General features: G+C 72.5%; 11 protein-coding genes. 8 read left to right on the top strand and 3 right to left on the bottom strand.

Features of this window, described 5'->3' with window-relative positions; all coding sequences use genetic code 11:
• Positions 1–257 precede the first annotated feature (257 nt).
• The gene (locus AC27LF_RS04955; RefSeq protein ID WP_479659717.1) at positions 258–1673 is read left to right on the top strand and encodes an FAD-dependent oxidoreductase; all 1416 of its coding nucleotides are present in this window, start codon (positions 258–260) and stop codon (positions 1671–1673) included.
• A 281-nt stretch (positions 1674–1954) separates the two neighbouring features.
• On the opposite strand, the gene AC27LF_RS04950 is transcribed toward AC27LF_RS04955, so the two are convergent.
• A complete protein-coding gene (locus AC27LF_RS04950) occupies positions 1955–2251 on the bottom strand; it encodes a hypothetical protein (protein WP_388705975.1) in 297 nt (98 codons plus the stop codon).
• A 92-nt stretch (positions 2252–2343) separates the two neighbouring features.
• Between AC27LF_RS04950 and AC27LF_RS04945 the strand changes: the two genes are divergently transcribed.
• Complete coding sequence (locus tag AC27LF_RS04945) at positions 2344–3168, top strand: rhomboid family intramembrane serine protease (RefSeq protein WP_479659718.1); 825 nt, start codon at positions 2344–2346, stop codon at positions 3166–3168.
• Between the two features lies 1 nt (position 3169).
• Here AC27LF_RS04945 and hemE read toward each other — a convergent pair whose 3' ends face one another.
• Positions 3170–4237 carry a uroporphyrinogen decarboxylase gene (gene hemE, locus AC27LF_RS04940; RefSeq protein ID WP_479659719.1) on the bottom strand — a complete coding sequence of 356 codons (1068 nt, stop codon included), beginning with the start codon at positions 4235–4237 and terminating at the stop codon, positions 3170–3172.
• 131 nt (positions 4238–4368) lie between these two features.
• On the opposite strand from hemE, the gene AC27LF_RS04935 reads away from it, so the two are divergent.
• From AC27LF_RS04935 to AC27LF_RS04915, 5 genes are all read left to right on the top strand, one after another.
• Positions 4369–5046 carry a DUF3000 domain-containing protein gene (locus AC27LF_RS04935; protein WP_479659720.1) on the top strand — a complete coding sequence of 226 codons (678 nt, stop codon included), beginning with the start codon at positions 4369–4371 and terminating at the stop codon, positions 5044–5046.
• Between the two features lie 271 nt (positions 5047–5317).
• Positions 5318–5980 carry a response regulator transcription factor gene (locus tag AC27LF_RS04930; protein WP_030041211.1) on the top strand — a complete coding sequence of 221 codons (663 nt, stop codon included), beginning with the start codon at positions 5318–5320 and terminating at the stop codon, positions 5978–5980.
• Positions 5981–6183: 203 nt separating this feature from the next.
• Complete coding sequence (locus tag AC27LF_RS04925) at positions 6184–7491, top strand: HRDC domain-containing protein (RefSeq protein ID WP_479659721.1); 1308 nt, start codon at positions 6184–6186, stop codon at positions 7489–7491.
• Between the two features lie 343 nt (positions 7492–7834).
• A complete protein-coding gene (locus AC27LF_RS04920) occupies positions 7835–9052 on the top strand; it encodes a thiolase family protein (protein WP_479659722.1) in 1218 nt (405 codons plus the stop codon).
• Positions 9049–11178 carry a 3-hydroxyacyl-CoA dehydrogenase NAD-binding domain-containing protein gene (locus AC27LF_RS04915; RefSeq protein WP_479659723.1) on the top strand — a complete coding sequence of 710 codons (2130 nt, stop codon included), beginning with the start codon at positions 9049–9051 and terminating at the stop codon, positions 11176–11178. The genes AC27LF_RS04920 and AC27LF_RS04915 overlap by 4 nt, the downstream gene beginning before the upstream one ends.
• A gap of 469 nt (positions 11179–11647) precedes the next feature.
• Here AC27LF_RS04915 and AC27LF_RS04910 read toward each other — a convergent pair whose 3' ends face one another.
• Positions 11648–12664: a PLL family lectin gene (locus AC27LF_RS04910; RefSeq protein ID WP_479659724.1), complete on the bottom strand. Its 1017-nt coding sequence runs from the start codon at positions 12662–12664 to the stop codon at positions 11648–11650.
• 136 nt (positions 12665–12800) lie between these two features.
• On the opposite strand from AC27LF_RS04910, the gene AC27LF_RS04905 reads away from it, so the two are divergent.
• On the top strand, positions 12801–13172 hold the full coding sequence (locus AC27LF_RS04905; protein ID WP_479659725.1) for a PIN domain-containing protein: 372 nt from the start codon (positions 12801–12803) through the stop codon (positions 13170–13172).
• Positions 13173–13212 lie beyond the last annotated feature (40 nt).

The raw sequence follows: 13212 nt of genomic DNA, 5'->3' as shown, positions 1-13212 counted from the left end.
CGTGGGACTGCGGGCGCCTCACCAAGTGCCTCGGTTTGGCGGTGGGCAGGTGCGGCATTCGTTGTGGCTGGGCGCGCAGTTCCCCGCGCCCCTGAAATGCCGGACGGCGCCCAAGAGGCCGGCGTGGGCCCGGGGCGCCTAACCAGGTGCGGCATTTTTGTGGCTCGGCGCGTCGTTCCCCGCGTCCCTGAAACGCCGGCAAGGCCGGTGTGGGGCCCCGGTGGGGTTGGGATGCTTTGTGGTCGTAGCGTGTTCGCATGAGTGTGAGCGGTGCGCGGGGCGGGACCGAACGGCTCGTCGTGATCGGCGGTGACGCCGCGGGGATGTCCGCGGCGTCGCAGGCGCGGCGGCTGCGGGGCCCCGACGAGCTGGAGATCGTGGCGTTCGAACGCGGCCACTTCGCGTCCTACTCGGCGTGCGGCATCCCGTACTGGGTGGGCGGCGACGTCCCCGAACGCGATCAGCTGATCGCCCGCTCGCCGCAGGAGCACCGCGCGCGGGACATCGACCTGCGCATGCGCACCGAGGTCACGGAGATCGACGTGGCCCGGCAACGGGTACGCGCGCGTGACGTCGATTCCGGTGCCGAGTCCTGGACGTCGTACGACAAGCTGGTGATCGCGACCGGCGCCCGGCCCGTACGCCCCGACCTGCCGGGGATCGACGCGCCCGGCGTGCACGGCGTGCAGACCCTGGACGACGGCCAGGCCCTGCTGGACACGCTGGCGCACACCGAGGGCCGCCGCGCGGTCGTCGTCGGCGCGGGCTACATCGGTGTGGAGATGGCCGAAGCGCTCATCAACCGCGGCTACGAGGTGACCGTCGTCAACCGGGGCGCGGAGCCCATGGCCACGCTCGACCCGGACATGGGCCGGCTGGTGCACCGGGCCATGGAGGGCCTGGGCATCACCATGGTCAACGACGCGGCCGTCACCAAGCTGCTCACGGGGGACGACGGCCGGGTGCGGGCGGTGGCGACGGAGGACGCCGAGTTCCCGGCCGACGTGGTCGTCCTCGGGATCGGCGTGCGCCCGCAGACGACGCTCGCCCGGGCGGCGGGGCTGCCGCTCGGCCGCCACGGGGGGCTGCTCACCGACCTGGCGATGCGCGTCCGGGGCCAGGAGAACATCTGGTCCGGCGGCGACTGCGTCGAAGTGCTCGATCTGGTCTCCGGCCAGGAGCGGCACATCGCCCTCGGCACCCACGCCAACAAGCACGGCCAGGTCATCGGCACCAACGTCGGCGGTGGGTACGCCACCTTCCCGGGCGTGGTCGGCACGGCGGTGAGCAAGGTCTGCGACCTGGAGATCGCCCGTACCGGGCTGCGCGAGAAGGACGCGCGCCGGGTGGGCCTGCGGTTCGAGACGGTCACCATCGAGTCGACCAGCCGGGCCGGCTACTACCCCGGCGCCTCCCCCATGACGGTGAAGATGCTCGCCGAGCGCGGCACGGGCCGCCTGCTCGGGGTGCAGATCGTGGGCCGGGAGGGCGCGGCCAAGCGCGTGGACGTCGCCGCGGTGGCGCTGACCGCTCGGATGACGGTCGAGGAGATGACGGCCCTTGACCTGGGTTACGCGCCGCCGTTCTCACCGGTGTGGGACCCGGTCCTGGTGGCGGCCCGCAAGGCGGCGACCAAGGTACGCGCCACCACCCCCACAGCCCCGCCCCGCTGATCCCCCGGCCGCGGCGGCACGAACACGCTGAAGCCCCCGGCCAGGGCGGGCCGGGGCAGACGGTCTCACCAAGGACCCCCACCGCAGCCCTCCCGGCCACCCCGGCCCCACCCCTCAGCGCCCCCTGACAGCGCCCCCAAAGGGGCGCGAGGCTGTATTGATATGCGGCTCCGCCGCGATGGGGGTCCCCCCTGTTCGAGCGAAGCCGAGAACTTGGGGGAGCGACCAGCCACGACGGAGCCGCAGACGAACGACGACATAGCGCGGCAGGGCCAGCGGAGCTACGCCGTGCCGCTGATTCGTGGCAGCGATGCCACGGACGCGCTGGATGTCATGGCCTGTGGCTGCTCCGCGGCGGGCTTCGCGTGGGAGGCGGTCGCGCGCACGGATCGCAGGCGGTGGCTGACCGCCTCGTCGAGGGTCACCGGCCGCTGCATCTGCGCGGCGAGCCGCCCGGCCTCCTGGCCGAGCCGGGCGACGTCCTCCCAGGGGAGCCGCACCACGAGGGAGATCTCCGCCTCGCCGTCCGGCAGGGCCTGCATCGCGGGGAATGTCTGAGGGGTGACTCGGTCGTTCATCGCCTGGTCCTCACGTCGGTTGCAAGGGGATACGCAGCCACGCCCGGCGGCGTTCACCGATTCGCCCGCCGCGTCGCGGGCAGTACTCCTGTGTGGTCATCCCCGTCCATGACGTGAACCCGGTGCGCGGCACCCCCTGGGTGACGTACGCGCTGATCGCCGCGAACTTCGCCGTCTTCCTGGCCACGCCCGGCATAGCCGGTTCCGTGGCCGGCGGCGGCGATCTGGCGCAGCTGTGCCATCTGCAGGCGTTCATGGACCACTACGCGGCGGTGCCCCGAGAGCTGATCCACCGTCAGTTGCCGCGGCTGGTGCCGACCGGGGCGGTGGGTGTCGGGCCGCAGGGGCCGGGTTGCGTGGTGGCCCCGCCGGCCTACGACAAGTCGCCGCCGCTGTCGGTCTTCACGGCGATGTTCGTGCACGGCGGCTGGCTGCACCTGCTGGGCAACATGCTGTTCCTGCTGATCTTCGGCAACAACGTCGAGGACCGCATGGGCCACGTCCGGTACTTCGTCTTCTACGTCGTCTGCGGCTACGCGGCCGGCTACGGCTACGCGCTGCTCAACGCCTCCTCGGCCGAACCGCTGATCGGCGCGTCCGGGGCGATCGCCGGCGTCCTCGGCGCCTATCTGGTGCTGTATCCGAAGGCGCGGGTCTGGGTCCTCGTGCCGTTCCTGATCTTCCTGCCGCTCAGGCTGCCCGCCTGGCTGGTGCTGGGGTTCTGGTTCGTGCTCCAGGCGGTGTACTCGTCCGGTCTCGGTGTCTCCGGCGCCGGCACGGTGGCGTACGCGGCGCACATCGTCGGCTTCGTCGTCGGCATGCTGTTCGCGTTGCCGCTGCGGCCGGGCACCCCGCCCCCGCCGGAGCCGCCCCGGCTGCTGTTCGGCAGGCAGGCCCGGCCCTGGCAGACGTGGTGAGTCAGCGGGCGGTGCGTGTGTGCACGTACTCCACGAGCCGGGTCAGCGCGTCCGGGTCGGTCTCGGGCTGCACTCCGTGGCCGAGGTTGAAGACGTGGCCCTCCAGCCCGGCCGCCGCGTCCAGCACCTCGCGGGTCTTCGCCTCGACGGCCTCCGCGCCGGCGAAGAGTACCGTCGGGTCGAGGTTGCCCTGGAGCGCCTTGCCGGGGCCGACGCGGCGGGCCGCCTCGTCGAGCGGTACCCGCCAGTCGACGCCGACGACGTCCGCGCCGGCCTCGCCCATGAGGTGCAGCAACTCGCCGGTGCCGACGCCGAAGTGGATGCGCGGGACGCCGTATCCGGCGACGGCGGCGAACACCTTGGCGGAGGCGGGCAGCACGGAGCGCCGGTAGTCGTCGGGGGCGAGCGCGCCGGCCCAGGAGTCGAACAGCTGGACCGCCGAGGCGCCCGCCTCGATCTGCACCGTGAGGAAGGCGGCCGTGATGCCGGCGAGGCGGTCGAGCAGGTCGGCCCACAGTCCGGGCTCGCCGTACATCATCGCCTTCGCGTTGTGGTACGTGCGGGAGGGCCCGCCCTCGACGAGATAGCTGGCCAGGGTGAACGGGGCGCCGGCGAAGCCGATGAGCGGGGTCGGCCCGAGTTCGCGGGTGAGCAGTTTGATGGCCTCGGTGACGTAGGTGACGTCCTCGGGGGTGAGGTCGCGCAGCCGGTCGAGGTCGGCCCGGGTGCGCACGGGGCGCTCGACGACCGGGCCGACGCCTGGCTTGATGTCGAGGTCGACGCCGATGGCCTTGAGCGGGACGACGATGTCGCTGTAGTAGATCGCCGCGTCCACGTGGTGCCGGCGCACCGGCTGGAGCGTGATCTCGGTGACCAGTTCGGGGCGGGTGCAGGACTCCAGCATCCCGATGCCCTCGCGCACCTTGCGGTACTCGGGCAGGGAGCGGCCGGCCTGGCGCATGAACCACACGGGGGTGTGCGGCACGGGTTCGCGTCGGCACGCCTTGAGGAAGGCGCTGTCGTACGTGGCTGTCGGCTGCTGGCCGCTGGGGCTTGCGTTGGCACTCACGACGGAAAGTCTCGCACGGCCCCGAACCCGGCCGGACCAGGCCCCGCACCGGGGGCGGCGGCGTCCTCGGCCGTGTCCTTAGGTGGTGTCTCTCCCTGCGCGAGGCGCCCGTTCCCCTTACTCTTCCCCGCATGGCTGCGGCTCAGGGACGACTGTCGGACGGCGCTGGTGGGATGGACGAGGGGAAGGGAGGCCGGGAGACGGACCGGCACACGGACAGTTCGGCTCCGCCGGCTTTCCGGGCCGCGGTCGAGGCGTTGCGGACCGCGCGGCTGCGACCGCAGATCGAGGTGGATCCGACGCCCGCGCCCCAGCGGCTCGCTCCCTTCGCGTACGCCCTGGAGGCGGCGGTCGTCGACGGCGACCAGGATCTGGCGGACGGGCGGCTGATCATGCTGCACGACCCGGCCGGGCACGACGCCTGGCGCGGTGCCTTCCGGCTGGTGACGCTGGTGCGCGCGGAGCTGGAGCCGGAGATGGCGGCCGATCCGCTGCTGCCGGAGGTGTGCTGGTCGTGGCTGACCGGTGCGCTCCAGGCGCGCGGGCTGTCGTACGGGGAGCCGAGCGGCACCGTGACCCGCGCGGGCTCGCACTACTTCGGCGGGCTGTCCCCGCGCCCGCCCGCCTCGCAGATCGAGATCCGGGCCTCCTGGACGCCCCGGGAGGGGCTGGCGGGGGTGCCGGACACGGCGGCCCATCTGGCCTCCTGGTGCGATCTGCTGGCGCAGCTCGCGGGGCTGCCGCCGGCCGCGCCCGGCGACGCGTCGGTGGTGACCCTGCCGCAGCGCAGGGACCCGCAGGCCCGCTGACGGCCCCGGTCACCGGAGACGATCACCCTTTCATTGACCATCTCTTTGTCGATACGGCCACTTTCGGTCCTCGAAGCGAACCCGCTCGAACCGACTCGTTCTTCGGCTGATCGATCGCGCGTCCGAATTGCACGGAATGTTCTCACCAGATCGTGATCATTCTCTAAAGCCGAACGGGTTTGGTGCCGAAGACGACTGTGACCTTGAAAGCACGGTTCGTCCCGGCTTCACCCCCCACGAGCCGGCCCCGTCCCGCACCCCAGGAGGCCTGGTGTCCGTTCTCCTTGAGCAACCCGCAAGCCTGGTCGCCTACCGCCCGAACAAGCCGACCGCCATGGTGGTCGTGGCCGACCCGCGCGTCCGCTCCACCGTCACCCGCCATCTGTGGGCGCTCGGTGTGCGCGATGTCATCGAGGCCTCGTCCGTCGCGGAGGCTCGTCCCCGCATCGGCAACCCCCGCGACATCTGCGTCGCCGACGTCCATCTGCCGGACGGTTCCGGCCTGACCCTGCTGTCCGAGACCCGAGCCGCGGGCTGGCCCAACGGCCTCGCGCTGTCCGCCGCCGACGACATCGGCGCCGTGCGCAACGCACTGGCCGGCGGGGTCAAGGGCTACGTCGTCACCGGCACCCGCACCAACATCGGGCTCCCCACCCGACCGGGCGCCGCCCCCATCGGCGCGGCCGCCGCCCGTATGCACCGCCGCCCCCCGGGCGCCCCGAGCCACCCGGGCGGCTACCGCGAACTGTCCGGCCGCGAGGTCGAGGTGCTGCGTCTGGTCGCCGAGGGCCAGTCGAACAAGGCGATCGGCGTCTCGATGGGCCTTTCCGCACTGACCGTCAAGAGCCATCTCGCCCGCATCGCCCGCAAGTTGGGCACCGGTGACCGGGCCGGCATGGTCGCCGTGGCCCTGCGCACCGGCATCATCCACTGAGCCCGCCGGCGACGGCCGGATCCGTATGCCGGCCCCGCACCCGCGTGCGCGGGACCGTCAGCAGGTCACCGGCGGTGTCCCCCGCCGATCATGTCGTTGTCTTCCTGGCCCTCCTACCGTCCTGACTTGTTTACGACCCCCCGGCGCCCGTCGACGGAACGTTCCGTCGACGGGCGCCTTCGATACACGGATACCCTTGACAGGTGACCGACGCCCAAGAGACCGCAGCAGACATGCCACTGCGCACCACCGGAGGGACCCCTCCGGACGACGGCGGATCTTCTGCGGCGGGGGCGCCGATCCCTTTGCTCGCACCGCGTGAGGGCGTTCCCCCCGTGATCGCCGACGAGTCCGCGCTGGCCGCGACGGTGGCCGCCTTCGCCGCAGGCACCGGCCCCGTCGCCGTCGACGCCGAGCGCGCCTCCGGCTACCGCTACGGCCAGCGGGCCTATCTGGTGCAGTTGCGCCGCGCGGGCGCGGGGACCGCGCTGATCGACCCGGTCGCCTGCCCCGATCTGTCCGGGCTCGGCGAGGCACTGTCCGGCGTCGAGTGGGTGCTGCACGCCGCCACCCAGGACCTGCCGTGCCTGCGCGACATAGGCATGCTGCCAAGCCGTCTGTTCGACACGGAACTGGCGGGCCGGCTCGCCGGGTTCCCGCGGGTCGGCCTCGGCGCGATGGTCGAGGGCGTCCTGGGCTTCGTCCTGGAGAAGGGCCACTCGGCCGTCGACTGGTCCACCCGGCCGCTGCCCGAGCCGTGGCTGCGCTACGCCGCCCTGGACGTGGAACTGCTCGTCGACCTGCGCGACGCGCTGGAGAAGGAGCTGGACCGGCAGGGCAAGCTGGACTGGGCCCTCCAGGAGTTCGCCGCGATCGCCTCGGCGCCGCCGCCCGAGCCCCGCAAGGAGCCCTGGCGGCGCACGTCCGGCATGCACAAGGTGCGGCGCCGGCGCCAGCTCGCCGTGGTGCGCGAGCTGTGGCAGACACGGGACCGGATCGCCCAGCGGCGGGACATCTCGCCGGGCAAGGTGCTCAGCGACGCGGCCATCGTGGAGGCGGCGCTCGCCCTGCCGGGCACCGCACACGCGCTCGCGGCACTGAACGGTTTCGGCCATCGCACCGGGCGGCGCCAGCTGGAGCAGTGGCAGGCCGCGGTGGACCGGGCCAGGGCGCTGCCGGAGGTCGCGCTGCCGCAGCCGGGGCAGCCGGTCACCGGGCCGCCCCCGCCGCGGGCCTGGGCCGACAAGGACCCGGCCGCCGCCGCCCGGCTGTCCGCGGCCCGCGCCGCGGTCTCGGCGCTGGCCGAACGGCTCGGCCTGCCGCAGGAGAACCTGATCGCGCCGGACACCGTGCGGCGGCTGTGCTGGGAGCCGCCCAAGCCGGCCGGCCCGGACTCCGTGGCCGCGGCCCTCGCCGGGTACGGGGCGAGACCGTGGCAGATCGAGCAGGTGACACCGGCACTCGTGGCCGCGCTCTCGGCCAGGCCCGAGACCGGCCAGGTGCCCTCCTAGCCGCCGCGGGCGGCTCATTCGTTCGCACCCAGGGGGGAACGCCCGGAACACCGGGCACGCCTGGAACACCAGGGCGCCGAGAACACCGGGCACGCGGGGACGCCGGGAACACTTGGCACGCGGGACGCCGGGAACACCCGGCAAGCGGGAGCGTCGGGAACATCGACGTCGAGATCGCGCCAAGATCCTGGGACGGCACGGCGCACGGCGCCGCCGAATGTGTGACCTTCACCGCTGTAGCCTGCGGGACTGGGCAGTCACGTTACTGATAAGTAGCATGGGTTCTGAGCGCACGCTCAGCGTCGCGCGGCAGTGCCATCCCGCACCCTGGAGGAGAGCCATCGTGCCTCGTACCGTCAGGGACGTCGTCTTCGTCGACGGCGTCCGCACCCCGTTCGGCAAGGCGGGTCCGAAGGGCATCTACCACGAGACCCGCGCCGACGACCTCGTCGTGAAGGCGATCCGGGAGCTGCTGCGCCGCAACCCCGGTCTGGACCCGAAGCAGATCGACGACGTCGCCATCGCCGCGACCACGCAGATCGGCGACCAGGGCCTGACCCTGGGCCGCACGGCCGGCATCCTCGCCGGTCTCCCCCAGTCCGTGCCCGGCTTCTCGATCGACCGGATGTGCGCCGGCGCGCTGACCGCCGTCACCACCACCGCCGGTTCGATCGCCTTCGGCGCGTACGACGCCGTCATCGCCGGCGGTGTGGAGCACATGGGCCGCCACCCGATGGGCGAGGGCGTGGACCCGAACCCGCGCTTCGTCTCCGAGAAGCTGGTCGACGAGTCCGCCCTGTTCATGGGCATGACCGCGGAGAACCTGCACGACCGCTTCCCGCACCTGACCAAGTCGCGCGCCGACGCGTACGCGGTGCGCTCGCAGGAGAAGGCCGCCAAGGCGTACGCCAACGGCCGGATCCAGCAGGACCTGGTGCCGGTCTCGGTGCGCCGCACCACCCCGGACGCGGGCGAGACCGGCTGGGGTCTGGTCACCGCCGACGAGCCGATGCGCCCCGGCACCACGCTGGAGAACCTGGCGAACCTGAAGACGCCGTTCCGGGTGCACGGCCGGGTCACCGCAGGCAACGCGGCCGGACTGAACGACGGCGCCACCGCCTCGATCATCGCCGCCGAGGACTTCGCCCGCGCGCACGACCTGCCGGTCAGGATGCGCCTCGTCGCGTACGCCTTCGCGGGCGTCGAGCCTGAGGTCATGGGCTACGGCCCGATCCCGGCCACCGAGAAGGCCCTCGCCAAGGCGGGCCTGTCCATCTCCGACATCGGCCTGTTCGAGATCAACGAGGCATTCGCCGTCCAGGTGCTCGCCTTCCTCGACCACTACGGCATCGCGGACGACGACGAGCGCGTCAACCAGTACGGCGGCGCCATCGCCTTCGGCCACCCGCTGGCCTCATCCGGCGTCCGGCTGATGACGCAGCTGGCCCGCCAGTTCGAGGAGCAGCCGCACGTCCGCTACGGCCTGACGACCATGTGCGTCGGCTTCGGCATGGGCGCCACCGTCGTCTGGGAGAACCCGCACTTCGAGGGGGACAAGTGAGCACCACCGCGGATCTGTTGAAGGGTGCGGCCGAGCTGTTCCCCGACGAGGTCGTCACGCAGGCGCATGTGCGCCACCTCGACCTGCCGTCCGGCGCCGGCCGCTTCGCGCTGATCACGCTGGACAACGGCCTTGACCACACCAAGCCGACCACCTTCGGCCCGGCCTCGCTGGCGAACCTGAACGCCGCGATCGACCAGGTCGGCAAGGAGGCCGCGGACGGCGAGATCGTCGGCGTCGGCATCACCGGCAAGCCGTTCGTCTTCGCGGTCGGCGCCGACCTCAAGGGCATCGAACTGCTGACGAGGCACGAGGACGCGCTCGCCATCGGCAAGGGCGGTCACGAGGTGTTCAAGCGCCTCGCCCACCTCGCGGCGCCGACCTTCGCCTACTACAACGGTGCCGCCATGGGCGGCGGCGTCGAGGTCGGACTGCACTGCTCCTACCGCACGGTGTCCGAGGCCGTCCCCGCCTTCTCGCTGCCCGAGGTGTTCCTTGGCCTGGTGCCGGGCTGGGGCGGCTGCACCCTGCTGCCCAACCTGATCGGCGCCGACAAGGCCGTCTCGGTCATCATCGAGAACAGCCTCAACCAGAACAAGCAGCTGAAGGGCCGGCAGGTCTACGACCTGGGCATCGCCGACGCGATCTTCGAGGGCGCCGACTTCCTGGAGCGGTCGCTGGTCTGGACGGCCCAGGTGATCAAGGGCGAGATCGAGGTGGAACGCCCGGTGATCGACCGCGGCGACGCCTGGGACCAGGCCGTCGCCAGGGGCCGCTTCGTCGCCGACGGCAAGGTGCACGGCGCGGCGCCGGCCGCCTACCGCGCCCTCGACATCATCGCCGCCGCGAAGAGCGGCGACCTCCAGCCGGGCTTCGACGCCGAGGACCGGGCGCTCGCCGACCTCATCATGGGCGGCGAACTACGGGCCGGCCTCTACGCGTTCAACCTCGTCCAGAAGCGCGGCAAGCGTCCCGCCGGCGCCCCGGACAAGAACCTGGCCCGCCCGGTCACCAAGGTCGGCGTGGTGGGCGCGGGCCTGATGGCTTCGCAGCTCGCCCTCCTCTTCCTGCGCCGCCTCGAAGTGCCCGTCGTCCTCACGGACATCGACCAGGAGCGCGTCGACAAGGGTGTGGGCTACGTCCACGCCGAGATCGACAAGCTGCTCGGCAAGGGCCGTATCAACCAGGACAAGGCCAACCGCCTCAAGGCGCTGGTGACCGGTGTCCTGGACAAGGCCGAGGGCTTCTCCGACGCGGACTTCGTCATCGAGGCCGTCTTCGAGGAGATCGGCGTCAAGCAGCAGGTGTTCGCGGAGGTCGAGGCGGTCGCCCCGGAGCACGCCGTCCTCGCCACCAACACCTCGTCGCTGTCCGTCACGGAGATGGCGTCGAAGCTGAAGCACCCCGAGCGGGTCGTGGGCTTCCACTTCTTCAACCCGGTCGCGGTCCTGCCGCTGCTGGAGATCGTGCGCGGCGAGCAGACGGACGACGCGTCGCTGGCGACCGCCTTCGCCGTGGCCAAGAAGCTGAAGAAGACCGCGGTCCTGGTCAAGGACGCCCCGGCGTTCGTCGTCAACCGCATCCTCACCCGCTTCATGGGCGAGATCCAGAACGTCATCGACGAGGGCACGCCGGTCGAGGTCGCGGAGAAGGCGGTGGAGCCGCTGGGCCTGCCGATGTCGCCGCTCGTCCTCCTGGAACTGGTCGGCCCGGCGATCGGCCTGCATGTCTCTCAGACCCTCAACAAGGCGTTCCCGGACCGCTTCACGGTCTCCCCGAACCTCGCGGCCGTCGTCGAGGCCGGCAAGCGCGGCTTCTACGTCTACGACAGCGGCAAGCCGGAGCTGGACCCCGAGGTCGCCGCGCTCCTGAAGCAGGGCGACGTCGTGCTGACCGAGGAGCAGGTGCGGGCCCGGGTGCTGGACGCGGTGGCGCAGGAGATCGGGCTCATGCTCGACGAGGGCGTCGTCGCCGAGGCCCAGGACATCGACCTGTGCCTCATCACGGGCGCCGGCTGGCCCTTCCACCTGGGCGGCATCACACCGTACCTGGACCGCGAGGGCATCTCCACCCGCGCCAACGGCAAGCGTTTCCTGACCCCGGGCGTGGCCGACGTCCCGGCGTAGCGAAACGCCGACCGTTTTCGGGTGCCCGCACCCCCAAGCGGGGGTGCGGGCACCCGCCCCCAAGGGGCGCGGGGCTGTATCAATCTGCGCCTCCGCCGCGCGGGCGCGCCCAACCACAACGACAGCCGCACACAACCGACGGCAGGCCCCGCCCCAAAGGGGCGCGGGGAACTGCGCGACCAGCCACGACGACAGCCGCACACAACCGACGGCAGCACACACCCCAAGGGGCGCGGGGCTGTGTCAATATGCGGCTCCGCCGCGCGGGCGCGACCAGCCACGACGACAGCCGCACACAACCGACGGCAGCACACACCCCAAGGGGCGCGAGGAACTGCGCAACCAACCACGACGATGCCGCACACAACCGACGGCAGCACACACCCCAAGGGGCGCGGGGAACTGCGCAACCAACCACAACGGCGCCGCACACAACCGACGGCACACAGCGGCACACCCAGCGGAGCGCTTACGCGCTGCGCCAAGCCTCCAGCGCAAGCCCCGTTTCGGCCTTGCGACGGGTCAGCAGAAGCCGCCCGGTGGACGGGGACAACACCGCCGCGCTCACCCTGCCCCGCGCGTCCGTCGCGAGGGACACCGCGGCGTCCGCCGGCAGCCGCGGACCGGACTCGGTCCACCAGGCGCCCGCCGACTCCTGCTCCGTCGGGTAGGCGGCGAAGGCGACACGGCCACTGGCCGAGCGCTGGGCCAGCAACGTGCAGTCATGGCCGTCCAGTTCGCAGCGGACCGCGCAGACCGGGCCGGGACCGGCGGACGGCAGAAGGGCGGCGGGCGGACCGCCGGGGCGCCAGGCGCACAGGTGGCCGGAGTCGTCCGTGTAGAAGAGGGTCGTGGCGTCGGGCGACGTGGCGAGGGCGTACAGCGTGCCCGGCCGGACCGGTGCCTGGATCGCCTCCTCCAGGACCGGCCGGGAGCCCGGCTCCTCCTGACGCCAGTACAGGACGCCGCCGGGCACCGCCGCGTACAGTTCGACGCGGCCCGACTCCCCGGTCACAGCCGCCGGTTCGTCCTGGACGTCGCGGCCCTTGAGGTCCTGCCAGGGGCCCCAGCCGCCCTTCTCCTTCTGGGCGAGCAGGCTCATGCCGCCGCCCTTGTTGCGGACGAAGACATGGGCACGGCCCTGCGCGTCGACGGCGACCGCGGGTGTTCCGGTGCGGGGGCCCTTCTTGTTCGGGTGACCGATCGGGTTCCAGTCGAGGGCGGCGAGGTGCGGGCGGAAGTGGGTGGAGTGCACGAGCCCTGACTCGCCCTTGGCGGTGGGGCGCCAGGAGACCAGGTGGGCGTAGCCGTCGCGGCCCTGCCCCAAGGCGAGGACGGGGTGCAGCTTCTGGTCGCCGCCCACCTTGCGCGGGGCGCCCCAGGGCCCGTCCGGTCCGCGTTCAGCCCGGCACAGGACGGCGTCGTCCGACAGCAGGTACACACTGAGCCGACCGTCTCGGCCACGTATGAGCCAATCGCCGTTCACCACCTCACTCTAAGCCGCCCTCCCCCGGTCCCCCGGGGCACCCCCGCCCTGCTCACGGCCGGGCCGGGTCGCGGCGTACCGCGTCCCGCGAGGGGCGGCGCGGGCGGGTCCGGAGGCTCCGTGGGACGCTGGAGGTATGGACGTAGGGTCTGCGGTGCTCGTGGTCGTCGACGGGGCGAACGTGGTCGGGTCGGTGCCCGACGGCTGGTGGCGGGACCGGAAGGGCGCCGCCGAGCGGCTGCGGGACCGGCTGGCCGCCGACGGGCTGCCCGGCCGTCCGGCCCCCGTGGAGATCGTGCTCGTCGTGGAGGGCGCCGCGCGCGACGTGGCGTCGGTGCCCGGGGTGCGGGTGGAGGCGGCAGCGGGCAGCGGGGACGACCGTGTGGTCGAACTCGTCGCCGGGAATCCGCACCGCCCCCGCCTCGTCATCACAGCCGACCGTGAACTCCGCCGCCGGGTCACGGAGTTGGGGGCGGAGGTGACCGGCCCACGCGCCGCACTGGGCTGAACGGACCCCACGCGCCCCGAGGCAGCGGCCCCCACCGCAC

The sequence above is a fragment of the Streptomyces diversicolor genome (genome assembly GCF_057537855.1).
Note: the sequence above shows the minus strand (reverse complement) of the source record. Positions and strands in the feature narration are given on the sequence as shown.